Source organism: Arthrobacter sp. SPT-J7 (assembly GCF_059089965.1).
In genome coordinates this window covers 472,105-496,801 of record NZ_JBNHFF010000002.1, presented here as the reverse complement: position 1 = coordinate 496,801, position 24,697 = coordinate 472,105, and the positions used below count along the sequence as shown (strand labels likewise).

Here is a 24,697-nt window from a genome sequence, read left to right as displayed (position 1 = left end):
CATGAATTTAGCGGACCACGCTGATTTCGGGCTGCTGTCTCCGGCTTCGGCCGGGACAGCAGCATCCCGTTTAACCAGCGACTACCAATTCATCCAAGCCATGCTCGACGTGGAGCTCGAATGGACGCGCGTGCTGGCCGACGCCGGCCTGGTGCCCGCGGACGCCGTTCCGGCCGTCGAGCAGGCCTCGCGGGCCGACCTCTACGACGCGGCGGCGCTGGCAGAGCGAGCCCAAGGCGGGGGCAACCCGGTCATCCCGCTGCTTGCCGACCTGCGCGCGGAAACCAAGAAGCACGATCCGGCCGCCGCCTCGGCGATCCACAAGGGTGCCACCAGCCAGGACATCCTGGACAGCGCGATGATGCTGATGGCGCGCCGCGCGCTGGCCGGCATTGTCACCGACCTAAAGTCCGCCGCCGCAGCGCTGGCACGGCAGGCGGACGAACACCGCGGCACCATCACGGTGGCCCGGACGCTGACCCAGCATTCGCTGCCCTCCACGTTCGGGCTCAAGGCCGCGAACTGGCTCTCCGGTGTGGCCCAGGCCGGTGTCCGGCTGGAGCAGGTGGCCGGCAGCCTGCCGCTTCAGTGGGGCGGGGCGGCCGGCACCATGGCCGCGCTGACCGACCTGGCCCGCCGGCCCGCCCAGCGTGTGGGCCAGACCGCGGCGCACGGCGAAGCTTCCGCCAGCACCGCGGCACACGCCGTAGCTCCGAATGACGACGGCGGTGCGCTGGCCTTGGCGGCCCGCCTCGCCGACCGGCTGGGGCTGGCCGACCCGGTGGCGCCGTGGCAAACCAACCGGCTGCCGGTCACCGAACTGGCGGCGGCGCTGGCCGATGTGCTGGCCGCCACCGGGAAGGTCGCCAACGACGTGCTGTTGCTCAGCCGGCCCGAGCTGGGCGAAGTCTCCGAGCCGGCCGCCGAGGGCCGTGGCGGTTCCTCGGCGATGCCGCAGAAGCAGAACCCGGTGCTGTCCGTGCTGATCCGCAGCGCCGCACTGGCCGGGCCCGGGCATCTGGCCCAGATCCAGGCCGCGGCCGCCGGCGCCATCGACGAGCGGCCGGACGGCTCCTGGCACGTGGAGTGGCAGGCGTTGCGCCAGCTGCTCCGGCTGGCCGGCGGGGCAGCCGCCAAGCTGGCCGAACTTTCCGAGGGCCTGGTGGTCAGTCCGGAACGGATGCGCCGCAACCTCGCCCTCACCGGGGACCTGGTGGTCAGCGAACGGATCATGGCCACCGTGGCTCCGTTGCTAGACGGCGGATCCCCGGGCACCGGCAAGACCAAGGTCCAGAGCCTGGTCAACCAATCGCTGGCCAACCAGGGCGCATTGGCGCAGCTGCTGCGCGAGGCGGTGCCCGTCGACGAATTGAGCGATGCGGCGCTGGCCGAACTGCTGGATCCGGCTGGCTATATCGGCCAGAGCAGCGAACTGATCGACCGGATCACTTCCCACTATGCAGAATGGAGCCATTCGTGAGCGTTCCCGACATCACCCCCACCTTGCTGTCCGAGGGCAAAGGCAAGCCCGTGCTGTTGGCCGGCGCCGGCCTGGGCACCGGAGCCAAGGCGCTCTGGACCGATGCCGTACCGTACCTCCAGGACTTCCAGGTAGTGGGGGTGGACCTGCCCGGCCACGGGGCCAGCCCCGCCTCGACCGAGCCGTTCACGATGGCCGAACTCGCCGAGGGCGTGGTAGCCATGCTGGACAAGCTGGCCGCGGCCGGCGACATCCACGCCGAAGCCAAGGTCTACTTCGCCGGCGTCTCAATGGCCGGCGAACTGGCACTGCAGCTGGGCCTGGACTACCCGGACCGCTTCGCCGGACTCGGCGTGGTGTGCTCCGCCGCCAAAATCGGCGAGCCGGCCGCCTGGCTGGAGCGCGCGGAGACCGTGCGCAAAGCCGGTACGCCCACCATGGTGGCCGGCTCAGCGCAGCGCTGGTTCGCGCCGGGCTTCATCGAGAAGCATTCCGAACGCACCACGCGGCTGCTGCACACACTGCAGAACGCCGACCGCTTCGCCTACGCGCACTGCTGCGAGGCCTTGGCCGGCTTTGACGTCCGCGAACGGCTCGGCGAGATCAGCACCCCGGTGATCGCCATTGCCGGCGGTGCGGATGAAGTCTGCCCGCCCGAGTTCGCCAAAGCAGTGGCCGCCGGAGTGCGCACGGGCAGCTCCGCCGTCGTCGATGTCGCTGCCCACCAGGCGCCCGCCGAAGCGCCCGAAGAAACCGCGGCGCTGCTGCGCAACTTCTTCCTGGCTGCCTGAACCCAGCCGCACCGATGACTGAAACTAGCCAAGGAGTACCCGCCGTGAGCGAGAACCGCACCTTCGATCCTGCCAAGACCCAGCAGGAGGTCTACGACGACGGCATGGCCGTTCGCCGACAGGTCCTGGGCGATGCGCACGTGGACCGCGCGAACAGTTCGATCGACGAGTTCACCCAGGATTTCCAGGAACTGATCACCCGCTACGCCTGGGGGACCATCTGGACCCGCGAGGGGCTGCCGCGCACCACGCGGAGCGCCATTACGCTGACCGCGATGATCGCCAAGGGCCACTGGGAGGAATTCGCCATGCACGTCCGCGCGGCGCTGACCAACGGCATGACCCGGGATGAGATCAAGGAAGTGGTGCTGCAGTCGGCGATCTACTGCGGCGTGCCGGACGCAAACGTGGCGTTTAAGGTGGCCAAGGGCGTTTTCGCCAGCCTTGACGAGGATCACAGCGCCTCGATATAGTTCATATAACGTACATGCGTTCGTGAAGCGAACACTTCTGGGATAGAACGAATGTTCACCGGGCCTGTTTAGGGCCCGGTGACGCCGGCCCGGAGGGGTTTCTGCGCGGATCCCCATCATGTCTATGGAGCGGTCCGGTCCAGCCACAGCGCTGGACCGGGCCGTTTGCTGTAACCCACGGCGCACGCCAGAAGTGCGCCACAAAGGAGCCTCGAATGAACCAGGCATATTTGTATGACGCCGTCCGCACCCCGTTCGGCAAGTTCGGCGGCGGGCTGGCCGGCGTCCGGCCCGACGACCTGGCTGCCGAAGTGGTCAAGGCGGAAGTTGCCCGCGCGCCGGGCCTGGACCCGGAGCGCATCGATGAGGTGATCTTCGGCAACGCCAACGGCGCCGGCGAAGAGAACCGCAACGTCGCGCGGATGGCCACGCTGCTGGCCGGCCTGCCGACCTCCATTCCGGGCACCACGGTGAACCGGCTGTGCGGCTCCAGCCTGGACGCCGCGATCATCGGTTCCCGCCAGATCAACGCCGGCGAAGGCGACCTGGTGCTGATCGGCGGCGTCGAATCAATGAGCCGTGCGCCGTGGGTGCTGCCGAAGACCGAGAAGCCCTACCCGGCGGGCAACATGACCATGGCGTCCACCACGCTGGGCTGGCGGCTGGTGAACAAGAAGATGCCGCAGGAGTGGACCGTCTCCCTGGGCGAGGCCACCGAGCAGCTGCGCGAACGTCACGGCGTCACCCGGGCGCGGCAGGACGAGTTTGCCGCTGCCTCGCACCGCCTGGCCGACGCCGCCTGGAACGAGGGCAAATACGACTCGATGGTGGTGCAGGTTCCGGGCACCGACCTGACCCGCGACGAATCCATCCGCCCCACCAGCACCGTCGACGTGCTGGCCGGGTTGAAGACCGTCTTCCGGCCGGTTGCCGACGGCCCCGAGGGCGGCACGGTCACGGCCGGCAACGCCTCGCCGCTGAACGACGGCGCGTCCGCGGCGTGGCTCGGCAGCGAGGCTGCCGCCGGGCTGCTGGGAACCGAGCCGCTGGCCAGGATCGCCGGCCGCGGCGCCTCCGCGCTGGAGCCGCAGTTCTTCGGTTTCGCGCCGGTCGAGGCCGCCAACCAGGCCGTCCGCCGGGCCGGCATCAGTTGGTCTGATGTCGCCGCCGTCGAGCTCAATGAAGCCTTTGCCGCCCAGTCGCTGGCCTGCATCGACAACTGGGACATCGATCCGGCCATCGTGAACGCCTGGGGCGGCGCCGTGGCCATCGGCCACCCGCTGGGCGCTTCGGGCATCCGCATCCTCGGCACGCTGGCACGCCGGCTGCAGGAGTCGGGCGAGCGCTGGGGCGTGGCCGCGATCTGCATCGGCGTGGGCCAAGGCCTCGCCGTCGTGCTGGAAAACGTCAACTCAACCAAGAACTAAGGAGGTAAGCCCCGCATGGCAAAATTTGCTGCTACTGCCCAGGATGCCGTCGCCGGTATCCAGGACGGCGCCACCGTTTTGATCGGCGGCTTCGGCAACGCCGGCCAGCCGATGGAACTGATCGACGCGCTGATGGACTGCGGTGCCACGGACCTAACCGTGGTGAACAACAACGCCGGCCAGGCCGACGCCGGCTTGGCGCTGCTGATCAAAGAGCGCCGGGTCAAGAAGATCATCTGCTCGTTCCCGCGCCAGTCGGATTCCTGGCACTTCGACACCGCTTACCGCGCCGGTGAAATCGAACTGGAACTGGTGCCGCAGGGCAACCTCGCCGAGCGCATCCGGGCGGCCGGCGCCGGCATCGGCGGCTTCTTCACGCCCACCGGCTACGGCACCATGCTGGCCGAGGGCAAGGAAACCCGCATGATCGACGGCAAGGGCTACGTGCTCGAGTCCCCGATCTACGGCGACGTGGCACTGATCAAGGCGCTGACCTCGGACAAGAAGGGCAACCTGGTCTACCGCAAGACCGCCCGGAACTTCGGACCGATCATGGCCGCCGCCGCCAAGAAAAGCATCGTCCAGGTCTCCGGCATCGTGGAGACCGGGCAGCTGGATCCCGAAGTCATCGTGACCCCGGGCATCTACGTGGACACCGTCGTCGAAATTGCGCCGCAGGCCGCAGAAGGAGAGGCACACTAGTGAGCGAGAAACTCAGCCGCGAGGACCTGGCCAGGCTGGTCGCGAAGGACATCCAGCCCGGTTCCTTCGTCAACCTCGGCATCGGCCAGCCGACCTCCGTGTCGAACTACCTGACCGCCGAACAGGACATTACGCTGCACACCGAGAACGGCATGCTGGGGATGGGCCCGGAGGCGCACGGCGACCAGATCGACCAGGACCTGATCAATGCGGGCAAGGTGCCGGTCACCGAAGTGCCGGGGGCGTCCTACTTCCACCATGCAGACTCCTTCGCCATGATGCGTGGCGGCCATCTGGACGTTTGCGTGCTCGGCGCGTTCCAGGTCTCCGCCACCGGTGATTTGGCGAACTGGCACACCGGCGCCCCGGATGCCATCCCCGCCGTCGGCGGCGCGATGGACCTGGCCACCGGCGCCAAGGACGTCTACGTGATGATGTCGCTGTTCGCCAAGGACGGCACGCCCAAACTGGTGCCCGAGTGCAGCTATCCGCTCACGGGCGTGGGCTGCGTCACCCGCGTATACACTAATGACGCGGTCTTCCTGCTGACGCCGGAAGGTGTCCGGGTGCGCGAGACATTCGGTACCACGCTGGAAGAGCTGCAGTCCAAGATGGACATCAAGCTGCTTCCGCCCACCGAGTAAAACCCACGTACAGCTCGAAGGAACCATGACCGAGACCAAAACGCCTGGCGATCAGTTCGTCCAGTCACTGGCCCGCGGATTGACCGTGATCAGGGCGTTCGACGCCGACAACGTCACCATGACGCTCAGCGAGGTCTCCAAACGGACCGGCCTGACCCGCGCCACGGCGCGGCGGTTCCTGCACACCCTGGTGGATTTGGGGTATGTGCGCACCGACGGCCGCGTCTTCGAGCTCACCGCATTGGTGCTCCAGCTGGGGTATTCCTACCTTGCCGGGCAGAGTCTGCCCCAGCTGGTGCAGCCATTGCTGGAGGAACTTTCCGCCGACCTGCACGAATCCACCTCCGCCTCGATTCTCGACGGCGACGAAATTGTTTACATCGCTCGCATCCACACCCGCCGGATCATGACCGTGGGGATCATGGTGGGCACACGGTTCCCCGCCTACGCCACGTCCATGGGCCGGGTGCTGCTGGCCGGCTTGCCGACCGAGGAGCTGGAGGAGCGCCTGGCCTCCACCAAGCTGGAGCAGCTGACGCCCCGGACCATCGCCGACCCGGTGGAACTGCGGGCGGAGCTGGACAAAGTCCGCAGCCAAGGCTGGTCCCTGGTGGACCAGGAGCTGGAGATCGGCCTGAGCTCGGTGGCGGTGCCGATCCTGCATCCGGACGGCACCGTAGCCGCCGCGCTGAACATGTCGATGCAGGCTTCGCTGGCGGACGGCACCCGTGATGTGGACGCGGTGCTCGCTGAGGCCCTGCCCAAGTTGCGGGCGGCCTCGGCCAAGATCACCGACGCCCTGCGCGCGCAGCAGTAGGCCACACACCAGGACGCTCACTCCGCCACTTGCGGACTGTGGGCGAACACGCACCTACCAGTTCCTTCAGGGAGGACCGCGCACATGGGAGCACGCAAAGCCGTGGGCCGGCTTCGGTCCGCCTCCGGCGTCGCGGGAGAACTGCTCGTGACCATTGGCGGCATCGTCCTCCTCTACGTCGTTTGGCAGCTCTGGTGGACCAACCTCGACGCCCGGGCAGCACAGCAGGGCGCGGTCATGGCGATGTCCCGGCAATTCGCGGATCCCGCAGAGCGGTCCGCCGCCAATGACTTCGGCGAGCCCCGGCCGGGCGAGCCGCCTGCAGACGGGGAGACGTTTGGCATTGTGTACATCCCGCGCTTCGGCGATGACTTCTCCGTGCCGGTCTCCATGGGAGTCGGTCCCGAAATCCTCGACTCGCTGGGACTGGGCATGTACGCCGGCGCCGCGATGCCGGGCGAGAGGGGAAACTTCGCGGTGGCAGGCCATCGCCAGACCTACGGGAAGGTCCTTGACAAGATCGATACGCTCCAGCCCGGAGACCGAATTCATGTGCGCACCGCGGACGGCTACTTCAGTTACGTCTTCGAGGAGTACACCATCGTGACGCCAGACCGGACGGATGTGCTGCTTCCCGTACCGGAAAAGCCCGGGGCCGAACCAATCAGACCGGTGATGACGCTGACAACCTGTCATCCGAGGTTCGGGGACAAGGAGCGTTACATCGCCTACGCCGCGCTGGAATCATGGCGTCCCGCCGACGCGGGACCACCGGGCGAAATCGCGCGCCTGGTGGCCGCGCAGAGCGGAGCCTGAGATGTACTCCTGGATTTTCCGCACCCTGCCCGGCCCGCTCGGCGTAAGGATCCTGCTGTCGTTCATGCTCCTCGCGGCGGCCGTCCTGGTGCTCTTGGAGTTCGTCTTTCCGTGGATCAGTTCCCTCGGTCTGCTGGAGGGCGAGGCCACGCTCAGCCAGGAACCGGGATAACACCGGGGAGGGCAGGGCGGAGCGGGGCCTAAGTGCGTTTCGTGCGGACTGCATCGTGTCGGTTAACGGGATGTGTCCTGGATCATTTATATTTCTGACAGGTCCGGTAAATGCCGGGCCTGTCAGGGCACCGAAGTGATCGGATCGGCGCGTAATCCGCCCTGCCAGCACAGCCGAGTTGGGGACAGGAAATCTACGTGACACCACGACTGCGCTCTGCGCTGCTCACCGGCACTGTTGCCGCCGCCTTCGCCTTCGGGGCCGTTCCCGCCCACGCAGGCAGCCAGGACCCAATCGATCCCCAGGCACCCGTTCGCGGAGAAATCTTCTCCGCGGCTGACTCGGAGTCTGACGTCGTCGGGCCGGCCGCCTCTGAAGCCGCCCCCACGCTCACAAGCGCTCCGGCTGAAGAAATGCCCGCTCCCGCGCCGGTTCCGGCCGAGTCTGAAGAAGCTTTGGCGGACGCCGTGATCGAAGTGCTGGTCGAGGTGCCCCCTGCGGAAGACGCCGGCGTGGCGCCGGGCGAAACCGAAGGGGCCAAGGCCCCGGCGTTGTCCGGCACGGGTGGTGAAGCACCGGCGGGTGCCGACGGCGGTGTGGCCGGGCAGTCCACTCCGCCTCCGGCAACGCAGAATAAGCCCCCGGTATCCGTCGCCGAAGTGGCTGCTCCTGCAGCGGAGCCGGTTCCGGAGGCTGCGCCCGCACCCGTTGCTCCTCCAGCGCCCAAACCCGCTCTGGTCGAGCCCATTGTGGTGGGCGGACGCACTCTAACCCATAGCGACTTCAACATCCCGGATGACATCGCCGCCAGCGATGAGGAGACCGTCATGCGCTGGGTGGAGGAGAATATCGACTTCGTGCTCGAGTCCGAGGGGATGACCTACCTCGTGGACCTGATGCTGGACTACCTTTTGGCGGGCGATCTTGACGGGCTGGCCGCCATGATCCGCGAAATGAGTGCCTCCGATCCGGCAGCCGGGGAGGAACTCATCCTCTGGTTGTACGAACTGTTCGAAGGAATCGGTGAATGGCCCGGCGATGTGGGCGGGTGGCCGGTCGTTGACGAGCCCGCGCAACCGGTCAAGGAACCGGCACCAGGCGCCACCCCGGTCCGCCCGACCGAAGTTCCCGCCGGGCAGCCTGTTCCCGCCGGGAAGCCCGTTCCAGAAGCACCGTCGGACGTGCTGCCGGTGGCTGTCCCCGCCAGTGCCCTGGCAGAGACGGGTGCGGTCGGCACCGGCTGGCTGACCGCCGGCGGAGCGGGACTGTTGGTGCTCGGCTCGGCCCTCATCCAGTGGCGGCGCCGAAGCGCCTGAGGTAGCCGCCTGCGGCCCGCATCTGGCGCATCCTGCCCGCGGCCCTGCTGGTCATCGCCGTCGAGGAGCAGTTCTACCTGCTCTGGCCGCTGCTGGTGCTGCTTTCCGTGTGCGTGGTGCGCCGGCGGCGGCGGAGCAGCAGCACGCACAGGCGGGGGAGCGCCATCAGGCACAGCGATTAGACGGTGGAGCGGCGCTCGCCCCGCGTACCACGGCCGTTGACCTGTCCTCCCGCTTCTGTGACCGGGAGACTTGCCCGGCGGTGATCGGCAACGTCCTGGTGTACCGGGACTTGAACCACTTGAGCGGCACCTACATGAAGACGCTGGCCGAGCCGCTGGAAGCCTGCCTGCTGCCGGCGATGGGGCACTGAACGCCGTGCGGGCAGCTCTTTCCGGGGCCCGTCCTCCGGCGGCGAGATTCTCTGATAGACTTTTCTTCGATTGTTTTGTGTGGCAGTGGATGAAGGCCGTTCCGAATCAAACCGGGACGGGGCCTGTTTCCGGTCCGCGGGGTTCTTGCGCGGAGAATGCCACACTTTTGCACGCCTACGGTCGCTTCAATTCGGCAGCGGGTGCGAAGACGACCGACAGTGCCTGGCCCTGCAAGTGAGGCGGGGCAAAGCCCAAGAAAAACGGAGAACACGAAAGTGCCTACGATTAACCAGCTGGTCCGCAAGGGCCGCTCACCCAAGGTCAATAAGACCAAGGCGCCTGCCCTGAAGGGCAGCCCGATGAAGCGCGGCGTTTGCACCCGCGTTTACACCACCACCCCGAAGAAGCCGAACTCTGCGCTCCGCAAGGTAGCCCGCGTCAAGCTCGCCGGCGGCATCGAAGTAACTGCTTACATCCCCGGTGTAGGCCACAACCTGCAGGAACACTCCATCGTGCTGGTGCGCGGCGGCCGTGTGAAGGACCTGCCCGGCGTCCGCTACAAGATCGTTCGCGGCGCGCTTGACACCCAGGGCGTCAAGAACCGCAAGCAGGCTCGCAGCCGCTACGGCGCGAAGATGGAGAAGAAGTAATATGCCTCGCAAGGGTCCGGCCCCCAAGCGGCCGCTAGTTGTAGATCCCGTCCACGGTTCCCCGCTGGTGACCCAGCTGATCAACAAGGTTCTCGTTGACGGCAAGAAGTCCACCGCAGAGCGCATCGTTTACGGTGCCCTCGACGGTGTCAAGGCCAAGTCCGGCGGCGATCCCGTTGCCGCCCTGAAGAAGGCCATGGACAACGTCCGTCCGACCCTGGAGGTCCGGTCCCGCCGCGTCGGCGGCGCCACCTACCAGGTTCCGGTTGAGGTCAAGCCGGGCCGCGCCACGGCGCTGGCCCTGCGCTGGCTGGTCGGCTACTCGAAGGCCCGCCGCGAGAAGACGATGACCGAGCGTCTGATGAACGAGATTCTGGATGCGTCGAACGGTCTCGGTGCCGCTGTGAAGCGTCGCGAAGATACCCACAAGATGGCTGAGTCCAACAAGGCCTTCGCCCACTACCGCTGGTAAAGAGCCGGTACGACGACGGCGCCAACCGCCGTCGTCGTACCCCTCACCTACAAAGGGAGACATTGTGGCACTGGACGTGCTAACCGACCTCACGAAGGTCCGCAATATCGGCATCATGGCCCACATCGATGCCGGCAAGACCACCACTACCGAACGCATCCTGTTCTACACGGGTGTGAACCACAAGCTCGGCGAAACTCACGACGGTGCGTCGACCACTGACTGGATGGAACAGGAAAAGGAACGCGGCATCACCATCACCTCCGCCGCGGTGACTTGCTTCTGGAACCAGAACCAGATCAACATCATCGACACCCCGGGCCACGTGGACTTCACTGTGGAGGTGGAGCGTTCGCTGCGCGTCCTCGACGGTGCCGTTGCTGTCTTCGATGGTAAGGAAGGCGTGGAGCCGCAGTCGGAGACTGTGTGGCGCCAGGCCGACAAGTACGAAGTTCCGCGTATCTGCTTCGTCAACAAGATGGACAAGCTCGGTGCTGACTTCTACTTCACGGTAGACACCATCATCAAGCGCCTGGGCGCCAAGCCGCTGGTCATGCAGCTGCCGATCGGCTCCGAGAACGACTTCATCGGCGTCGTCGACCTGATGACCATGAAGGCACTGGTATGGGAAGGCGACGCCAAGGGCGACGTCACCATGGGTGCTGCCTACGAGACCCGGGAGATCCCCGCGGACCTGCAGGCCAAGGCCGAGGAATACCGCGCGCAGCTCGTTGAGACCGTGTCCGAGTCCTCGGACGAGCTCATGGAGAAGTACCTCGAAGGCGAAGAGATCTCGATCGACGAGCTGAAGGCCGGCATCCGCAAGATGGTCGTCAACTCGGAGATCTACCCGGTCTTCTGTGGTTCCGCGTTCAAGAACCGCGGCGTGCAGCCGATGCTGGACGCCGTCATCGATTACCTGCCGTCGCCGGTCGACGTCCCGTCGATGATCGGTCACGATCCCAAGAACGAGGAAATCGAGCTGACCCGCAAGCCGAGCGAGGACGAGCCGTTCTCCGCTCTGGCGTTCAAGGTTGCTGCGCACCCGTTCTTCGGCCAGCTGACGTTCATCCGCGTCTACTCCGGTAAGGCCACTTCCGGCACGCAGTTGCTGAACACCACCAAGGGCAAGAAGGAGCGCATCGGAAAGCTGTTCCAGATGCACGCCAACAAGGAAAACCCGGTGGAAGAGGTGCACGCAGGCCACATCTACGCGGTGATCGGCCTGAAGGACACCACCACCGGCGACACCCTGTCGGCCGTCGACGCACCCATCGTGCTCGAGTCCATGTCCTTCCCGGAGCCGGTGATCTTCGTGGCCATCGAGCCGAAGACCAAGGGCGACCAGGAGAAGCTCTCCACGGCGATCCAGAAGCTCTCCGCCGAGGACCCGACGTTCACCGTTTCGCTGAACGAAGAGACCGGCCAGACCGAAATCGGCGGCATGGGCGAGCTGCACCTGGACATCCTGGTGGACCGCATGCGCCGCGAATTCAAGGTCGAGGCCAACGTGGGCAAGCCCCAGGTTGCCTACCGTGAAACCATCAAGAAGGCTGTCGAAAAGGTCGACTTCACCCACAAGAAGCAGACGGGTGGATCCGGCCAGTTCGCAAAGGTTCAGGTTTCCTTCGAACCGCTGGACACCTCCGACGGCACCTTCTACGAGTTCGAGAACAAGGTCACCGGTGGCCGTATTCCGCGCGAATACATCCCCTCGGTCGACGCTGGCATCCAGGATGCCATGCAGCTCGGTGTGCTGGCCGGCTACCCGCTGGTCGGCGTCAAGGCCATCCTGCTCGACGGCGCATACCACGACGTCGACTCTTCGGAAATGGCCTTCAAGATCGCTGGTTCCCAGGTCTTCAAGGAAGGCGCACGCCGCGCCAACCCGGTCCTGCTCGAGCCGCTGATGGCCGTCGAAGTACGTACCCCTGAGGAATACATGGGCGACGTGATCGGCGACCTGAACTCCCGCCGTGGACAGATCCAGTCCATGGAGGACGCTAGTGGCGTGAAGGTTGTGCGCGCTAACGTTCCGCTTTCCGAGATGTTCGGCTACATCGGCGACCTGCGTTCCAAGACGCAGGGCCGTGCGGTGTACTCGATGCAGTTCGAAAGCTACTCTGAGGTCCCGAAGGCTGTTGCCGACGAGATCATCCAGAAGACGCGCGGCGAGTAAAACCATGGTGGCGGGTCCTTATCCGTAAGGACCCGGCATCCCCGTGCAGGCGGCCGGCCACGCAACACAGTCGGCCGCCGGCACAACCCCTCGGCGGGAACCGCGCAATCCTTTTGCCGGTACCTGACGGAACCAGTAATTTCACCAAATACAAAAGCCCGAAGTAGACTTGTTCAAGTTTCGGCCGTGACAATCGCGTCCGGAGAGCAATTCTTCTCAAAACGTTCTAGGAGGAACCCGTGGCGAAGGCAAAGTTCGAGCGGACTAAGCCGCACGTCAACATTGGCACCATCGGTCACGTTGACCACGGTAAGACCACGTTGACCGCTGCCATTTCCAAGGTGCTTGCTGACAAGTACCCCGATCTCAACGAGCAGCGTGACTTCGCAGCTATCGACTCTGCCCCGGAAGAGCGTCAGCGCGGTATCACCATCAACATCTCGCACGTCGAGTACCAGACCGAGAAGCGCCACTACGCACACGTGGACGCCCCCGGCCACGCCGACTACATCAAGAACATGATCACCGGTGCCGCCCAGATGGACGGCGCAATCCTGGTGGTTGCCGCGACTGACGGCCCGATGGCCCAGACCCGCGAGCACGTTCTGCTGGCCCGCCAGGTTGGCGTTCCGACGCTGCTGGTGGCCCTGAACAAGTCGGACATGGTTGAGGACGAGGAACTGCTCGACCTGGTCGAGATGGAAGTCCGTGAGCTGCTCAGCTCGCAGGAATTCGATGGCGACAACGCACCGGTCATCCGCACTTCCGGCCTGAAGGCCCTGGAAGGCGACGCCCAGTGGGTCAAGTCCGTTGAGGACCTGATGGACGCCGTTGACGAGTACATTCCGGACCCGGTCCGCGACAAGGACAAGCCGTTCCTGATGCCGGTTGAAGACGTCTTCACCATCACCGGCCGCGGCACCGTGGTGACCGGCCGCGCCGAGCGCGGTACCCTCGCCATCAACTCCGAGGTCGAGATCGTCGGCATCCGCCCGGTCCAGAAGACCACCGTTACCGGTATCGAGATGTTCCACAAGCAGCTCGACGAAGCATGGGCAGGCGAGAACTGTGGTCTGCTGCTGCGCGGTATCAAGCGCGAAGACGTGGAGCGCGGCCAGGTTATCGTGAAGCCGGGTTCGATCACCCCGCACACCGACTTCGAGGCCAACGTCTACATCCTGTCCAAGGATGAAGGCGGCCGCCACAACCCGTTCTACTCGAACTACCGTCCGCAGTTCTACTTCCGCACCACCGACGTGACCGGCGTTATCACGCTGCCGGAAGGCACCGAAATGGTCATGCCGGGCGACAACACTGAGATGACCGTTGAGCTCATCCAGCCGATCGCTATGGAAGAGGGCCTCGGCTTCGCTATCCGTGAAGGCGGCCGCACCGTTGGTTCGGGCCGCGTCACCAAGATCACCAAGTAACTTTGTGATCTGCTGACCGGAGTTTCCGGCCAGAATCAGGAGAACCCCTGCCGTCTGACGATGGCGGGGGTTCTTCTTTTAATCACGACGGCGGTGCAGCTTGCCGCGGATTGACCGCGCGCAGGGGGGAGTCGCTGTGCGGATCAGATGTTCTGGTGCAGGCAGAGAATGTTGCCTTCCGAATCCGGGAACCACGCGCAGCGCTGGTGCTCGCTGACGGCGATATGGTTCTCGGTCTTCAGGCCGGGCAGGTCGTAATCCTCGAAGTGGATGCCCTTGCCGGCCAGCTCGGACATCTCGGATTCCAGATCGGACACTTCGAAACTGACCGAAGTGTGGTCCGAAGTATCTGCCTCGGGCCGGACGATGAGTTCTAGGGCGGTGGATCCGCCGCTGGAAAACATCATCGAATCGTCTCCATTGGATCCCGCGGGCTTCAAGCCGAGGGAGTCCTGGTAGAACGCGCGCGCCCGGTCCATGTCCTTCACGGGCAGGACCGTCGTCATGGTGGTGGTGCTGAGCATGGCGTTTCAGCCTCCTGGGAGCATCTGCGGTGGACAGTTCCCAGAATAGTCCTGACCGCCGGCCTTGAATCTGGTGGAACACCACGAAATTTGCCGCCCGGACGCTAGGATCGGAACCATGGAATGGCTCATCGTGTGGATCATCATCGGCCTGATCGCCGCAGTGGTCGGGGCGGTCTTCTGGGGCAGGCGGTACTTCCGCCATGAACTGGACCGCGTCCGACGCATCCGGCGCGCGAACGGCAGACAGTAGCAAGATCAGGTGTACGGCTGGTCGCTTTACGCGGGCGCGCTGGCCGTGGGTGTGCTCTCCGCGGGCGCGGAGAGCGCCGGCGCGGCGGCGGTGCGGACGCCGGTATCACGACGGCGGCGGGCGGCCAGGTCTTGCAGCCAATGGAATGAGGACTTGCGAATCCGCTGCTGGGTGGCAAAGTCCACGTAGACCAGACCGAATCGCTGGCTGTACCCGGCCGCCCATTCGAAGTTGTCCATCAACGTCCAGACGTAATAGCCGCGCAGGTCGATGCCCGCGGCGGGACCGCCGGGTGCCGTGGCGGTCAGAGCAGCTTCAAGATGCTGGGCCAGGTAGTCCACCCGCCGCACGTCCGCCACGGACGGTTCGTTCGTGAGCGCATCTGGGACCACCACATCCCTGAAGCTGGCACCGCCCTCGGTGATGTACACCGGGGGCAGGTCTGGATAGCGCTCCGCCATCTGGGTCAAGGCCACCGGCAGATAGTCCGGCGCCACCGGCCAGCCGAACTCGGTTCGCGCATAGCCGGGCCAACCGGCCAGATGGAACGGCAGTTCCGCGCCCTGCTCCATAAGCGGCTCGGGCAGCCCGTCCGGAACCGAGTCCGGGCCGGTCGACGGACCAGGGCCGATGCCGATCCGGGTGGGGAAATAATAGTTCAAGCCGTAGAAATCGAGCGGCTGGCTCATCACGGCCAGGTCCTCGTCCGGGATCTCCCGCAGGTACTGCAGGAAGGGCTTGAGCACCGGATTGAAGCCGGGGTAGCGGCCCAGCAGCACCGGATCGGAGAACATTTTGTTGTGCAGCACGTCGAACAGTTCCACCAGCACATCGTGTGCCAGCCCGTCCTTGGCGCCGACCACGGGGGAGTAGACGTTGGTGATGCCGGCCTCGCCCGCGATGCCGCCGGCCCGCAGCGCCGAGAGGCCGAGCCCGTGCGCCAGGATGAGATGGTGCGCCGCCGGCAGCGCATCGAACAGCCCGGCCTGCCCCGGCGCGTGGACGCCCAGACCGTAACCGTTAAGGGTGACGGTCGTCGGTTCATTAATGGTGACCCAGCGGTCCACCCGGTCGCCGAACCTTTCTGCGGCGATGGCGGCGAAATCAGCGAACCGGTAGGCGGTGTCCCGGTTCAGCCAGCCGCCGGCATGCTCGAGCGGCAGCGGCGTGTCCCAGTGATAGAGCGTGCACATCGGGGAAATGCCCCGCGCCAGCAACTCATCCAGCAGACGGTCGTAGAAGTCGATGCCCCGCTGGTTGACCGGCCCCTGCCCGCCGGGCTGGATGCGCGGCCAGGACAGTGAAAAGCGGTACGAGTCCACGCCCAGCTCGGCCAGCAGTGCCACATCCTGCGGCATCCGATGGTAGTGGTCGCAGGCGGTATCCGCCGTAGCGCCACCGGCGATCCGTCCCGGTTCATGGGTGAAGGCATCCCAGCCGGACGGTCCGCGCCCGTCTTCGGCCACGGCGCCCTCGATCTGGAACGCCGCGGTCGCCACACCCAGGGTAAAGTCTGACGGTATCAACGCCGCCAGATGCTCGCTGCCCACTGCCATTCGCGCTTATCCTCCCTTTAAACACTGGTCCCGCCCAGAACGCAGGTGCCGTTTAGTGCCCGGTTCCGCCGGAGCGGGTAGGCACCAGCATCGCACCGCCTGCCGGAGCACGCCATAGCCCGCCCTGCTCACCAGGGCGGGGCGATCTCATCCCGGGCATCGGCGATGCCGGCGGCCTCGATTCGCAATCGAGGCCAAAGTCTGCCACACTAGACGAGTTGTTCAAGCGCTTTTGCATGTCTTTGTGCGAAGCTGTGTCCCGCCCGGGATAATGCCCGGGGCAGGGTCAGGCTCCACAGACCGGAAAGCCCAAATATAACCCACCCTCCATTTTGAGCGGGCGGAGTGCGCATAATGTTCGCGACACGCCCGACCGCGGGGGTCGGAGCCTCAGCAGGGTGAGGAACCCGGATTCATCCGGATTCAGTCTGCTGGAGGAGCGCCAGACACGCCGGAGACGGCCACCGGGGCGCACAGGAAGAAAGTCCACAGAGCAGCACTGAGAAAGAGAGCGGAGACGCCATGGCGGGACAGAAAATCCGCATCCGTCTGAAGTCATATGACCATGAGGTCATTGATGTTTCAGCACGGAAGATCGTTGAGACGGTCACGCGTGCAGGCGCAACGGTAGTGGGCCCCGTGCCGCTGCCCACCGAGAAGAACGTTTACTGCGTTATCCGGTCGCCGCACAAGTACAAGGACAGCCGGGAGCACTTTGAAATGCGCACCCACAAGCGGCTGATCGACATTATCGATCCCACGCCGAAGGCCGTCGATTCGCTGATGCGTCTCGACCTGCCGGCGGACGTGAACATCGAAATCAAGCTGTAGGGGAGTGCGGATTCATATGTCTACCACTACACGCCAAGTCAAAGGCCTGCTGGGCACCAAGCTCGGCATGACCCAGGTCTGGGACGAGGACAACCGGCTCATCCCGGTCACCGTCGTCAAGGCTGACTCCAACGTCATCACCCAGCTGCGCTCTGCGGACGTCGACGGCTACACCGCCGTTCAGATCGGTTTCGGCCAGATCGACCCGCGCAAGGTGACCAAGCCGCTGGCCGGCCACTTCGAGAAGGCCGGGGTTACCCCGCGCCGCCACGTGGTCGAGCTGCGTACCTCCGATGCCGACTCTTACGAGCTGGGCCAGGAACTCTCCGTGGAGTTGTTCGAAGCCGGCCAGAAGGTCGACGTCGTCGGAACCACCAAGGGCAAGGGCTTCGCCGGTGTCATGAAGCGTCACGGCTTCGCCGGTGTGAGCGCCTCGCACGGCGCGCACAAGAACCACCGCAAGCCCGGTTCCATCGGTGGCGCGTCCACTCCGGGCCGCGTGTTCCGCGGCCAGCGCATGGCCGGCCGCATGGGCGCCGTCCAACAGACCACGCTGAACCTGACCGTTCACGCCGTGGATACCGAGAACTCGTTGCTCTTGATCAAGGGTGCCGTTCCCGGTGCCCGCGGCTCGGTCGTTCTCGTCCGTTCCGCTGTGAAGGGAGCCTAGTTCAATGGCTAACACGCTCAAGGTTGACCTGCCTGCAGAGATCTTCGACGTCCAGACCAACGTGCCGCTGCTGCACCAGGTCGTCGTCGCACAGCTCGCTGCTGCCCGTCAGGGAACCCACAAGACCAAGACCCGCGCCGAGGTTTCCGGTGCCGGCCGCAAGCCGTTCAAGCAGAAGGGCACCGGCCGCGCCCGTCAGGGTTCGATCCGCGCTCCGCACATGACCGGCGGCGGCGTGGTGCACGGCCCGACCCCGCGCGACTACAGCCAGCGCACCCCCAAGAAGATGAAGGCAGCTGCCCTGCGCGGCGCCCTGTCCGACCGGGCACGCAACGGCCGCATCCACGTCCTGGAGACCCTGGTTGCCGGCGAGAAGCCGTCCACCAAGGCCGCCACCGAGGCCCTGCGCGCCATCACCGAACGCAAGAACCTGCTCGTAGTCATCGAGCGCGCCAACGATGTTGCGGCCCTGAGCCTGCGCAACATCGAGGATGTTCACACCATTTACGTGGATCAGCTGAACACCTACGACGTGCTGGTTTCCGATGACGTGGTCTTCACCAAGGCCGCCTACGACGCGTTCGTCGCAGCTAAAGCAACTGCCAAGGAGGACGCCAAGTGAGCGCGACCACCACTAAAGATCCCCGCGACGTGATCCTTGCTCCCGTCGTTTCGGAAAAGAGCTACGGCCTGATCGACGAAGGTAAGTACACCTTCCTGGTCGACCCGCGCTCGAACAAGACCGAGATCAAGCTGGCCGTGGAGAAGATTTTCTCCGTCAAGGTCGACTCGATCAACACCATCAACCGTGCCGGTAAGCGCAAGCGGACCAAGTTCGGATGGGGACAGCGCAAGGACACCAAGCGCGCCATTGTCACCCTGAAGGAAGGCACAATCGACATCTTCGGCGGTCCGCTTTCTTAAGCGGAGACCACTTTAACGAGGAATTGAACTATGGGAATCCGTAAATACAAGCCGACTACCCCGGGCCGTCGCGGCTCGAGCGTAGCCGACTTTGCCGAAATCACGCGGTCGACACCGGAAAAGTCGTTGCTGCGTCCGCTGACCAAGTCCGGCGGCCGTAACAACTCCGGCAAGATCACCACCCGCCACAAGGGCGGCGGACACAAGCGCCAGTACCGTCTGATCGACTTCCGTCGCCACGACAAGGACGGCGTGCCCGCCAAGGTCGCTCACATCGAGTATGACCCGAACCGCACCGCGCGGATCGCTCTGCTGCACTACGTTGATGGCACCAAGCGCTACATCCTGGCTCCGGCCAAGCTGAAGCAGGGAGACACCGTTGAGGCCGGCGCCAGCGCCGACATCAAGCCGGGCAACAACCTGCCGCTGCGCAACATCCCCGTTGGTACTGTGATCCACGCTGTGGAGCTGCGTCCGGGCGGCGGTGCCAAGATGGCCCGCTCTGCCGGCGCCTCCGTGCAGCTGGTAGCCAAGGAAGGCAAGTACGGCCAGCTCCGTCTGCCCTCCGGCGAAATCCGCAACGTTGACGTGCGCTGCCGCGCAACCGTCGGCGAGGTTGGCAACGCCGAGCAGTCCAACATCAGCTGGGGCAAGGCCGGCCGTATGCGCTGGAAGGGCGTCCGCCCGACCGTCCGCGGTGTGGCCATGAACCCGATCGACCACCCGCACGGTGGTGGCGAGGGCAAGACCTCCGGTGGCCGTCACCCGGTCAACCCGAACGGCAAGCCCGAGGGCCGCACCCGCCGCCCGAACAAGGAAAGCGACCGCCTGATTGTGCGTCGCCGTCGTACTGGCAAGAACAAGCGATAGGAGCCTGGGAACATGCCACGCAGCCTGAAGAAAGGCCCCTTCGTCGATCAGCACCTCTTCGTGAAGGTCGCTGCAGAGAACGAAAAGGGCACCAAGAACGTCATCAAGACGTGGTCCCGCCGTTCGATGATCGTCCCCGACATGCTCGGGCACACGATTGCCGTACACGACGGACGCAAGCACATCCCGGTGTTTGTCACTGAGTCGATGGTCGGGCACAAGCTCGGCGAATTCGCCCCGACGCGGACTTTCCGCGGCCATGTGAAGGACGACCGCAAGGGCAAGCGCCGCTAGGCGCTGCTCTTACGGCAGAAGACGAGAGAAGGAAAGCAATGGAAGCCAAGGCTATTGCGCGCCATATTCGCGTGACGCCTATGAAGGCCCGGCGCGTCGTCAACCTTGTTCGTGGCAAGCAGGCGAATGAGGCTCTGGCAATCTTGAAGTTTGCCCCGCAGGCAGCTTCGGCGCCGGTCAGCAAGGTACTCGCGTCAGCCGTCGCCAACGCCCGCGTTATCGCGGACCGTGACGGCGTCGCCTTTGACGAGAGCGACCTGTACATCAGCGAAGCATTCGTAGATGAAGGCCCCACCATGAAGCGGTTCCAGCCGCGCGCCCAGGGGCGTGCCTACCGCATCAAGAAGCGGACCAGCCACATCACGCTTGTTGTCGCTACCCCGGAGAAAGAGGAGGACCAGTAAGTGGGACAGAAAGTAAACCCGCACGGATTCCGACTCGGTATCACCACCGACCATGTCTCCCACTGGTTCGCTGACAGCAACAAGGCCGGCCAGCGCTACAAGGACTTTGTCCGCGAGGACGTGAAGATCCGCCAGCTGATGTCCACGGGCATGGACCGCGCGGGCATCGCGAAGGTTGAGATCGAGCGTACCCGTGACCGCGTGCGTGTGGATATCCACACCGCCCGCCCCGGCATTGTCATCGGCCGCCGCGGCGCCGAGGCAGACCGCATCCGCGGCGAGCTGGAAAAGCTCACCGGCAAGCAGGTGCAGCTGAACATCCTCGAGGTCAAGAACCCGGAGATCGAAGCACAGCTGGTTGCCCAGGGCATCGCCGAGCAGCTGACCTCCCGCGTGGCTTTCCGCCGCGCCATGAAGAAGGCCATGCAGTCCGCCACCCGCGCCGGCGCCAAGGGCATCCGTGTCCAGTGCTCCGGTCGCCTCGGCGGCGCTGAAATGAGCCGTTCGGAGTTCTACCGCGAAGGCCGTGTGCCCCTGCACACCCTGCGTGCGAACATCGACTACGGCTTCTTCGAGGCCAAGACCACGTTCGGCCGCATCGGCGTCAAGGTCTGGATCTACAAGGGCGACGTGACCGCGAAGGAACTGGCTGCCCAGCAGGCCGCCGCTCCGTCCTCGCGCGGCCGTGGCGACCGTCCGGGCCGCCCCGCCGGTGGCGAGCGCCGTCGTCGTAATGACCGTCCTGGCGCTCCCGCCGCAGGTGAGGGCGCAGCCAAGGCCGAGGCACCTGCCGCTGAGGCAGCGCCGGCGGCAGAAGGAGGAGAAGCTTAAATGCTTATCCCACGTCGAGTTAAGTTCCGTAAGCAGCACCACCCGGGTCGTTCCGGCGCTGCTACCGGCGGCACCGAAGTCAGCTTCGGCGAGTGGGGTATCCAGGCTCTGACGCCGGCATACGTCACCAACCGCCAGATTGAAGCGGCCCGTATTGCGATGACCCGCCACATCAAGCGTGGCGGCAAGGTCTGGATCAACATTTATCCGGACCGCCCGCTGACCAAGAAGCCTGCCGAAACCCGCATGGGTTCCGGTAAGGGTTCGCCGGAATGGTGGGTCGCAAACGTCAAGCCGGGTCGGGTTCTGTTCGAACTCTCCGGTGTCAATGAAGAGGTAGCTCGCGAGGCACTGCGCCTGGCGATCCACAAGCTGCCGTTGAAGGCACGCATTGTGCGTCGCGAAGGTGGTGAATAGAAATGGCAGTTGGTTCAAAGGAACTGGCAACCGATCAGCTCGAGACTTTCGATAAGGACCGTCTCGCAGAGGAGCTGCGCAAGGCCAAGGAGGAGCTGTTCAACCTCCGTTTCCAGTCCGCCACCGGTCAGCTGGAAAACCATGGCCGCCTGAAGGCAGTCAAGCGCGACATCGCACGCATCTACACCGTGCTGCGCGAGCGCGAGCTGGGCATTCGCCCCGAGGTCGAGGCGGCAGCTGTTGCCCCGGCCGAGGAGAAGAAGGCCAAGAAGGCTAAGAAGTCTGAAAAGGCTGCTGACGCCGACACCGCCGAGACCGCAGCCCCCGCTTCGGAGGATGAGGCCAAGTGAGCGAAAACACGAACAAGGATGCAACTGTGGAAGAAGCCACTCAGGCTCGCGGTTACCGTAAGACCGCCCGCGGCTACGTCGTCTCGGACAAGATGGACAAGACCATCGTGGTCGAGGTTGAGGACCGCGTGAAGCACGCGCTGTACGGCAAGGTGATTCGCCGGACCGAGAAGCGCAAGGCCCACGACGAGCAGAACTCCGCCGGCATCGGCGACCTGGTTCTGATCGCCGAGACCCGGCCGCTGTCCGCCACCAAGCGGTGGCGCCTGGTCGAGATCATCGAAAAGGCCAAGTAGGACTTACGTCCTGCGCGGGGCCCGCCTGCCGAGCGGGCGGGCCCCGCACCCTTTAAGTTTCCCTTCCGGCACAAGGATCCCGGTTCGCCGGAGCAGGCGGAAGGGTTTGGAAGGGGCGCGGTTGCCGAAAAAGCAACTGCGGGCCCTTTGAAAAGTACAAGCCCCTGGCCGTGATTTCACGTCCGGGGTGTCTTGGTCATAAACTAGTAATCTTGCCTGTGCCGTTTGGAAAGACCATCCATCCTTCCGCATGGACAGAATAGGCAAATTCCCGCAACCGCCTTCGGACCTCACCTACGTGTGGCCAGGGGGAGTTACGGTGCGGGCTACCCATATCCGTTCCGCAAGGCTCAGCTTATGAGAACCGGCGCGACGACAGGAGTAATAAGTGATTCAGCAGGAGTCGCGACTGAAGGTCGCCGACAACACGGGTGCCAAGGAAATCTTGACCATCCGCGTTCTCGGTGGATCCGGCCGTCGCTACGCAGGCATTGGCGACACCATTGTTGCCACCGTCAAGGATGCAATTCCGGGCGGCAACGTCAAGAAGGGTGACATCGTCAAGGCTGTCATCGTTCGCACCAAGAAGGAACGCCGCCGTGCGGACGGTTCCTACATCAAGTTCGATGAGAACGCAGCCGTGATCCTCAAGAACGACGGCGATCCCCGCGGTACCCGTATCTTCGGTCCGGTCGGCCGTGAGCTTCGCGACAAGAAGTTCATGAAGATCATTTCGCTGGCTCCGGAGGTGCTGTAGTCCATGGCTAAGTACAAGATCAAGAAGGGTGACCTGGTTCAGGTCATCACCGGTGCCAAGGCAGAGCGCGGCGGCGATCGCGGTAAGCAGGGCAAGGTCCTGAAGGTGTTCACGGAGACCAACCGTGTGCTGGTTGAAGGCGTCAACCGCGTCACCAAGCACACCAAGGCCGGACAGTCGGAACGCGGCACGAAGACCGGTGGCATCGAGACCGTTGAGGCACCGATCCACATCTCGAACGTGGCGATCGTCGATCCCGAGACCAAGAAGCCGACCCGGGTTGGCTACCGCACCGAAACCGTCGAGCGTGATGGCCGTGAGCGCACTGTGCGCATCCGCGTGTCCAAGGCCTCCGGGAAGGACCTCTAATGACTGAGACTGTCACCAAGATCGTCCCCCGTCTGAAGACTCGCTACGCCGGCGAGATCAAGCAGGCTCTGCGGGACGAGTTCAACTACGAGAACGTGAACCAGGTTCCCCGCCTGGTCAAGGTCGTTGTCAACATGGGTGTTGGAGATGCCGCCAAGGACTCCAAGCTCATCGACGGCGCCGTGCGCGACCTGACCCAGATCACCGGTCAGAAGCCGCAGGTCACCAAGGCCCGCAAGTCCATCGCACAGTTCAAGCTGCGCGAAGGCATGCCGATCGGCGCCCACGCGACGCTGCGCGGCGACCGCATGTGGGAATTCGTGGACCGCCTCGTTTCGCTGGCTCTGCCCCGTATCCGCGACTTCCGCGGCCTCAACGGCAAGCAGTTCGACGGCAACGGCAACTACACCTTCGGTCTGACCGAACAGTCGATGTTCCACGAGATCGATCAGGACAAGATCGACCGAGTGCGCGGCATGGACATCACCGTAGTGACCACCGCCAAGACCGATGACGAGGGCCGCGCGCTGCTGAAGGCGCTGGGCTTCCCGTTCAAGACCGAAGATTAATCTAGCTACGTGAAAGGTCCCGCCCCGGTGCCCAGTGCTGTCCGGAGCGAGGAAACCGTTACGAGGAAGGGCAAGAGCCCACAATGACTATGACAGATCCTGTCGCAGACATGCTCACGCGTCTGCGCAACGCCAACTCGGCTTACCATGACACGGTGTCGATGCCGTACAGCAAGCTCAAGGCTCGCGTCGCCGACATCCTGAAGGCCGAAGGCTACATCGCCGGCTGGAAGGAAGAAGAGGCCGAGGTCGGCAAGAAGCTGACCCTGGAACTCAAGTTCGGTCCGAACCGCGAACGTTCCATCGCCGGCATCCGCCGCATCTCCAAGCCCGGTCTGCGCGTTTACGCGAAGTCCACCAACCTGCCGCACGTGCTCGGTGGCCTGGGCATCGCAATCCTGTCCACCTCTTCCGGACTGATGACTGATCGTCAGGCCGGCAAGAAGGGCGTGGGCGGCGAAGTCCTCGCTTACGTCTGGTAACGGAAAGGAAGAGATTAAATGTCACGTATTGGACGTCTCCCCATCACCGTTCCCGCCGGCGTTGAGGTCAAGGTCGACGGCAACGTCGTCTCCGTCAAGGGCACCAAGGGCGAGCTGAGCCACACTCTGGCTTCGCCCATCACGGTGTCCCTCGAAGAGAACACCCTCACCGTTGCCCGCCCGAACGACGAGCGCGAATCCCGGTCCCTGCATGGCCTGACCCGCACGCTGATCAACAACATGATCGTTGGCGTGACCGAAGGCTACAAGAAGGACCTCGAGATCGTCGGCACCGGTTACCGCGTGCAGGCCAAGGGTTCGGACCTCGAGTTCGCCCTGGGCTTCAGCCACCCGGTGATCGTGAATGCCCCCGAAGGCATCACCTTCGCCGTGGAGGGCGCTACCAAGCTCTCCGTCTCGGGTATCAACAAGCAGCAGGTCGGCGAAGTTGCTGCCAACATCCGCAAGCTGCGCAAGCCTGACCCGTACAAGGGCAAGGGCGTGCGCTACGCCGGCGAACAAATCCGCCGCAAGGTCGGAAAGGCTGGTAAGTAGAC

The 24,697-nt window shown here is 64.7% G+C and carries 34 protein-coding genes; 32 read left to right on the top strand and 2 right to left on the bottom strand.

What is annotated here, in order from left to right; genetic code table 11:
- The first annotated feature begins 1 nt into the window (after position 1).
- The 15 genes from AC5RWX_RS05220 (at position 2) to tuf (ending at position 13,743) form a co-directional block, all read left to right on the top strand.
- On the top strand, positions 2 to 1,480 hold the full coding sequence (locus AC5RWX_RS05220) for a lyase family protein (protein ID WP_493940550.1): 1,479 nt from the start codon (positions 2 to 4) through the stop codon (positions 1,478 to 1,480).
- Positions 1,477 to 2,271: an alpha/beta fold hydrolase gene (locus AC5RWX_RS05215; RefSeq protein ID WP_493940549.1), complete on the top strand. Its 795-nt coding sequence runs from the start codon at positions 1,477 to 1,479 to the stop codon at positions 2,269 to 2,271. The genes AC5RWX_RS05220 and AC5RWX_RS05215 overlap by 4 nt, the downstream gene beginning before the upstream one ends.
- 14 nt (positions 2,272 to 2,285) lie before the next feature.
- Positions 2,286 to 2,744 (top strand): 4-carboxymuconolactone decarboxylase, encoded by a 459-nt coding sequence (gene pcaC, locus AC5RWX_RS05210; RefSeq protein ID WP_493940548.1) that lies wholly within the window; start codon positions 2,286 to 2,288, stop codon positions 2,742 to 2,744.
- A gap of 215 nt (positions 2,745 to 2,959) precedes the next feature.
- Complete coding sequence (locus AC5RWX_RS05205) at positions 2,960 to 4,171, top strand: thiolase family protein (RefSeq protein ID WP_494097048.1); 1,212 nt, start codon at positions 2,960 to 2,962, stop codon at positions 4,169 to 4,171.
- Positions 4,172 to 4,186: 15 nt separating this feature from the next.
- Entirely contained in the window at positions 4,187 to 4,873 is a 687-nt protein-coding gene (locus AC5RWX_RS05200; RefSeq protein ID WP_127511051.1) for a 3-oxoacid CoA-transferase subunit A, read from the top strand.
- The gene (locus AC5RWX_RS05195; RefSeq protein WP_493940546.1) at positions 4,873 to 5,517 is read left to right on the top strand and encodes a 3-oxoacid CoA-transferase subunit B; all 645 of its coding nucleotides are present in this window, start codon (positions 4,873 to 4,875) and stop codon (positions 5,515 to 5,517) included. Before AC5RWX_RS05200 ends, AC5RWX_RS05195 begins: the two co-directional genes overlap by 1 nt.
- A 25-nt stretch (positions 5,518 to 5,542) precedes the next feature.
- On the top strand, positions 5,543 to 6,334 hold the full coding sequence (locus tag AC5RWX_RS05190; protein WP_493940545.1) for an IclR family transcriptional regulator domain-containing protein: 792 nt from the start codon (positions 5,543 to 5,545) through the stop codon (positions 6,332 to 6,334).
- Positions 6,335 to 6,418: 84 nt separating this feature from the next.
- The gene (locus AC5RWX_RS05185; protein ID WP_493940544.1) at positions 6,419 to 7,150 is read left to right on the top strand and encodes a class E sortase; all 732 of its coding nucleotides are present in this window, start codon (positions 6,419 to 6,421) and stop codon (positions 7,148 to 7,150) included.
- A 1-nt stretch (position 7,151) separates the two neighbouring features.
- Entirely contained in the window at positions 7,152 to 7,322 is a 171-nt protein-coding gene (locus AC5RWX_RS05180; RefSeq protein WP_493940543.1) for a hypothetical protein, read from the top strand.
- 197 nt (positions 7,323 to 7,519) lie between these two features.
- Positions 7,520 to 8,638 carry an LPXTG cell wall anchor domain-containing protein gene (locus AC5RWX_RS05175; protein ID WP_493940542.1) on the top strand — a complete coding sequence of 373 codons (1,119 nt, stop codon included), beginning with the start codon at positions 7,520 to 7,522 and terminating at the stop codon, positions 8,636 to 8,638.
- Positions 8,639 to 8,747: 109 nt separating this feature from the next.
- Positions 8,748 to 9,011 carry an SGNH hydrolase domain-containing protein gene (locus AC5RWX_RS05170; RefSeq protein ID WP_493940541.1) on the top strand — a complete coding sequence of 88 codons (264 nt, stop codon included), beginning with the start codon at positions 8,748 to 8,750 and terminating at the stop codon, positions 9,009 to 9,011.
- Between the two features lie 276 nt (positions 9,012 to 9,287).
- Positions 9,288 to 9,662, top strand: a complete 375-nt coding sequence (gene rpsL, locus AC5RWX_RS05165; RefSeq protein WP_127511055.1) for a 30S ribosomal protein S12 — start codon at positions 9,288 to 9,290, stop codon at positions 9,660 to 9,662.
- A gap of 1 nt (position 9,663) precedes the next feature.
- Positions 9,664 to 10,134 carry a 30S ribosomal protein S7 gene (gene rpsG / locus AC5RWX_RS05160; protein ID WP_127511056.1) on the top strand — a complete coding sequence of 157 codons (471 nt, stop codon included), beginning with the start codon at positions 9,664 to 9,666 and terminating at the stop codon, positions 10,132 to 10,134.
- Positions 10,135 to 10,198: 64 nt separating this feature from the next.
- Complete coding sequence (gene fusA / locus AC5RWX_RS05155; protein ID WP_493940540.1) at positions 10,199 to 12,313, top strand: elongation factor G; 2,115 nt, start codon at positions 10,199 to 10,201, stop codon at positions 12,311 to 12,313.
- 239 nt (positions 12,314 to 12,552) lie between these two features.
- Complete coding sequence (gene tuf, locus AC5RWX_RS05150) at positions 12,553 to 13,743, top strand: elongation factor Tu (RefSeq protein ID WP_493940539.1); 1,191 nt, start codon at positions 12,553 to 12,555, stop codon at positions 13,741 to 13,743.
- Positions 13,744 to 13,886: 143 nt separating this feature from the next.
- Here the strand turns inward: tuf and AC5RWX_RS05145 are convergent, their stop codons facing one another.
- Positions 13,887 to 14,267, bottom strand: coding sequence for a VOC family protein (locus tag AC5RWX_RS05145; protein WP_493940538.1), 381 nt, complete (start codon positions 14,265 to 14,267; stop codon positions 13,887 to 13,889).
- 118 nt (positions 14,268 to 14,385) lie between these two features.
- On the opposite strand from AC5RWX_RS05145, the gene AC5RWX_RS05140 reads away from it, so the two are divergent.
- The gene (locus AC5RWX_RS05140; RefSeq protein ID WP_493940537.1) at positions 14,386 to 14,520 is read left to right on the top strand and encodes a hypothetical protein; all 135 of its coding nucleotides are present in this window, start codon (positions 14,386 to 14,388) and stop codon (positions 14,518 to 14,520) included.
- A 26-nt stretch (positions 14,521 to 14,546) separates the two neighbouring features.
- Here AC5RWX_RS05140 and AC5RWX_RS05135 read toward each other — a convergent pair whose 3' ends face one another.
- Positions 14,547 to 16,076, bottom strand: a complete 1,530-nt coding sequence (locus AC5RWX_RS05135) for a glycoside hydrolase family 1 protein (protein WP_494097047.1) — start codon at positions 16,074 to 16,076, stop codon at positions 14,547 to 14,549.
- Positions 16,077 to 16,598: 522 nt separating this feature from the next.
- Here AC5RWX_RS05135 and rpsJ point away from each other — a divergent pair.
- The 16 genes from rpsJ to rplF all read left to right on the top strand — a co-directional run bounded on the left by rpsJ (position 16,599) and on the right by rplF (position 24,695).
- On the top strand, positions 16,599 to 16,907 hold the full coding sequence (rpsJ, locus tag AC5RWX_RS05130) for a 30S ribosomal protein S10 (RefSeq protein ID WP_003803825.1): 309 nt from the start codon (positions 16,599 to 16,601) through the stop codon (positions 16,905 to 16,907).
- A 16-nt stretch (positions 16,908 to 16,923) separates the two neighbouring features.
- Positions 16,924 to 17,577: a 50S ribosomal protein L3 gene (rplC, locus tag AC5RWX_RS05125; protein WP_493941557.1), complete on the top strand. Its 654-nt coding sequence runs from the start codon at positions 16,924 to 16,926 to the stop codon at positions 17,575 to 17,577.
- A gap of 4 nt (positions 17,578 to 17,581) precedes the next feature.
- Positions 17,582 to 18,199, top strand: a complete 618-nt coding sequence (gene rplD, locus AC5RWX_RS05120; protein ID WP_493941556.1) for a 50S ribosomal protein L4 — start codon at positions 17,582 to 17,584, stop codon at positions 18,197 to 18,199.
- A complete protein-coding gene (gene rplW, locus AC5RWX_RS05115; RefSeq protein WP_493941555.1) occupies positions 18,196 to 18,501 on the top strand; it encodes a 50S ribosomal protein L23 in 306 nt (101 codons plus the stop codon). Before rplD ends, rplW begins: the two co-directional genes overlap by 4 nt.
- A gap of 30 nt (positions 18,502 to 18,531) precedes the next feature.
- Positions 18,532 to 19,371 carry a 50S ribosomal protein L2 gene (rplB, locus tag AC5RWX_RS05110; protein WP_493941554.1) on the top strand — a complete coding sequence of 280 codons (840 nt, stop codon included), beginning with the start codon at positions 18,532 to 18,534 and terminating at the stop codon, positions 19,369 to 19,371.
- Between the two features lie 12 nt (positions 19,372 to 19,383).
- The gene (rpsS, locus tag AC5RWX_RS05105) at positions 19,384 to 19,665 is read left to right on the top strand and encodes a 30S ribosomal protein S19 (protein ID WP_074701289.1); all 282 of its coding nucleotides are present in this window, start codon (positions 19,384 to 19,386) and stop codon (positions 19,663 to 19,665) included.
- A 38-nt stretch (positions 19,666 to 19,703) separates the two neighbouring features.
- Positions 19,704 to 20,069, top strand: coding sequence for a 50S ribosomal protein L22 (gene rplV, locus AC5RWX_RS05100; protein ID WP_493941553.1), 366 nt, complete (start codon positions 19,704 to 19,706; stop codon positions 20,067 to 20,069).
- Positions 20,070 to 20,900 carry a 30S ribosomal protein S3 gene (rpsC, locus tag AC5RWX_RS05095; protein WP_136784917.1) on the top strand — a complete coding sequence of 277 codons (831 nt, stop codon included), beginning with the start codon at positions 20,070 to 20,072 and terminating at the stop codon, positions 20,898 to 20,900. It begins immediately after the preceding gene.
- Positions 20,901 to 21,317 carry a 50S ribosomal protein L16 gene (gene rplP / locus AC5RWX_RS05090; RefSeq protein ID WP_127511066.1) on the top strand — a complete coding sequence of 139 codons (417 nt, stop codon included), beginning with the start codon at positions 20,901 to 20,903 and terminating at the stop codon, positions 21,315 to 21,317.
- Positions 21,318 to 21,319: 2 nt separating this feature from the next.
- Positions 21,320 to 21,667: a 50S ribosomal protein L29 gene (gene rpmC / locus AC5RWX_RS05085; protein ID WP_493941552.1), complete on the top strand. Its 348-nt coding sequence runs from the start codon at positions 21,320 to 21,322 to the stop codon at positions 21,665 to 21,667.
- Positions 21,664 to 21,963 carry a 30S ribosomal protein S17 gene (gene rpsQ / locus AC5RWX_RS05080; RefSeq protein WP_127511068.1) on the top strand — a complete coding sequence of 100 codons (300 nt, stop codon included), beginning with the start codon at positions 21,664 to 21,666 and terminating at the stop codon, positions 21,961 to 21,963. The genes rpmC and rpsQ overlap by 4 nt, the downstream gene beginning before the upstream one ends.
- Positions 21,964 to 22,351: 388 nt before the next feature.
- Positions 22,352 to 22,720 carry a 50S ribosomal protein L14 gene (rplN, locus tag AC5RWX_RS05075; protein ID WP_127511069.1) on the top strand — a complete coding sequence of 123 codons (369 nt, stop codon included), beginning with the start codon at positions 22,352 to 22,354 and terminating at the stop codon, positions 22,718 to 22,720.
- Between the two features lie 3 nt (positions 22,721 to 22,723).
- The gene (gene rplX, locus AC5RWX_RS05070) at positions 22,724 to 23,089 is read left to right on the top strand and encodes a 50S ribosomal protein L24 (RefSeq protein WP_136784915.1); all 366 of its coding nucleotides are present in this window, start codon (positions 22,724 to 22,726) and stop codon (positions 23,087 to 23,089) included.
- Positions 23,089 to 23,658 (top strand): 50S ribosomal protein L5, encoded by a 570-nt coding sequence (gene rplE / locus AC5RWX_RS05065; protein ID WP_493941551.1) that lies wholly within the window; start codon positions 23,089 to 23,091, stop codon positions 23,656 to 23,658. The genes rplX and rplE overlap by 1 nt, the downstream gene beginning before the upstream one ends.
- An 83-nt stretch (positions 23,659 to 23,741) precedes the next feature.
- Positions 23,742 to 24,140: a 30S ribosomal protein S8 gene (gene rpsH / locus AC5RWX_RS05060; RefSeq protein ID WP_364644270.1), complete on the top strand. Its 399-nt coding sequence runs from the start codon at positions 23,742 to 23,744 to the stop codon at positions 24,138 to 24,140.
- An 18-nt stretch (positions 24,141 to 24,158) separates the two neighbouring features.
- Entirely contained in the window at positions 24,159 to 24,695 is a 537-nt protein-coding gene (gene rplF / locus AC5RWX_RS05055; protein WP_493941550.1) for a 50S ribosomal protein L6, read from the top strand.
- Positions 24,696 to 24,697: the final 2 nt, after the last annotated feature.

What these genes read in the sequence shown, in the direction of transcription:
- rplB (WP_493941554.1), top strand. Translation starts at nt 18,532, where the DNA reads ATGGGAATCCGTAAATACAAGCCGACTACCCCGGGCCGTCGCGGCTCG.
- rpmC (WP_493941552.1), top strand. Translation starts at nt 21,320, where the DNA reads ATGGCAGTTGGTTCAAAGGAACTGGCAACCGATCAGCTCGAGACTTTC.
- rpsS (WP_074701289.1), top strand. Translation starts at nt 19,384, where the DNA reads ATGCCACGCAGCCTGAAGAAAGGCCCCTTCGTCGATCAGCACCTCTTC.
- rplD (WP_493941556.1), top strand. Translation starts at nt 17,582, where the DNA reads ATGGCTAACACGCTCAAGGTTGACCTGCCTGCAGAGATCTTCGACGTC.
- rplC (WP_493941557.1), top strand. Translation starts at nt 16,924, where the DNA reads ATGTCTACCACTACACGCCAAGTCAAAGGCCTGCTGGGCACCAAGCTC.
- rpsH (WP_364644270.1), top strand. Translation starts at nt 23,742, where the DNA reads ATGACTATGACAGATCCTGTCGCAGACATGCTCACGCGTCTGCGCAAC.
- rplX (WP_136784915.1), top strand. Translation starts at nt 22,724, where the DNA reads ATGGCTAAGTACAAGATCAAGAAGGGTGACCTGGTTCAGGTCATCACC.
- rpsJ (WP_003803825.1), top strand. Translation starts at nt 16,599, where the DNA reads ATGGCGGGACAGAAAATCCGCATCCGTCTGAAGTCATATGACCATGAG.
- rplE (WP_493941551.1), top strand. Translation starts at nt 23,089, where the DNA reads ATGACTGAGACTGTCACCAAGATCGTCCCCCGTCTGAAGACTCGCTAC.
- AC5RWX_RS05140 (WP_493940537.1), top strand. Translation starts at nt 14,386, where the DNA reads ATGGAATGGCTCATCGTGTGGATCATCATCGGCCTGATCGCCGCAGTG.
- AC5RWX_RS05190 (WP_493940545.1), top strand. Translation starts at nt 5,543, where the DNA reads ATGACCGAGACCAAAACGCCTGGCGATCAGTTCGTCCAGTCACTGGCC.
- AC5RWX_RS05145 (WP_493940538.1), bottom strand. Translation starts at nt 14,267, where the DNA reads ATGCTCAGCACCACCACCATGACGACGGTCCTGCCCGTGAAGGACATG.
- rplP (WP_127511066.1), top strand. Translation starts at nt 20,901, where the DNA reads ATGCTTATCCCACGTCGAGTTAAGTTCCGTAAGCAGCACCACCCGGGT.
- rplV (WP_493941553.1), top strand. Translation starts at nt 19,704, where the DNA reads ATGGAAGCCAAGGCTATTGCGCGCCATATTCGCGTGACGCCTATGAAG.
- AC5RWX_RS05220 (WP_493940550.1), top strand. Translation starts at nt 2, where the DNA reads ATGAATTTAGCGGACCACGCTGATTTCGGGCTGCTGTCTCCGGCTTCG.
- AC5RWX_RS05180 (WP_493940543.1), top strand. Translation starts at nt 7,152, where the DNA reads ATGTACTCCTGGATTTTCCGCACCCTGCCCGGCCCGCTCGGCGTAAGG.
- rplF (WP_493941550.1), top strand. Translation starts at nt 24,159, where the DNA reads ATGTCACGTATTGGACGTCTCCCCATCACCGTTCCCGCCGGCGTTGAG.
- pcaC (WP_493940548.1), top strand. Translation starts at nt 2,286, where the DNA reads ATGACTGAAACTAGCCAAGGAGTACCCGCCGTGAGCGAGAACCGCACC.
- AC5RWX_RS05135 (WP_494097047.1), bottom strand. Translation starts at nt 16,076, where the DNA reads ATGGCAGTGGGCAGCGAGCATCTGGCGGCGTTGATACCGTCAGACTTT.
- rpsG (WP_127511056.1), top strand. Translation starts at nt 9,664, where the DNA reads ATGCCTCGCAAGGGTCCGGCCCCCAAGCGGCCGCTAGTTGTAGATCCC.
- AC5RWX_RS05205 (WP_494097048.1), top strand. Translation starts at nt 2,960, where the DNA reads ATGAACCAGGCATATTTGTATGACGCCGTCCGCACCCCGTTCGGCAAG.
- AC5RWX_RS05185 (WP_493940544.1), top strand. Translation starts at nt 6,419, where the DNA reads ATGGGAGCACGCAAAGCCGTGGGCCGGCTTCGGTCCGCCTCCGGCGTC.
- AC5RWX_RS05200 (WP_127511051.1), top strand. Translation starts at nt 4,187, where the DNA reads ATGGCAAAATTTGCTGCTACTGCCCAGGATGCCGTCGCCGGTATCCAG.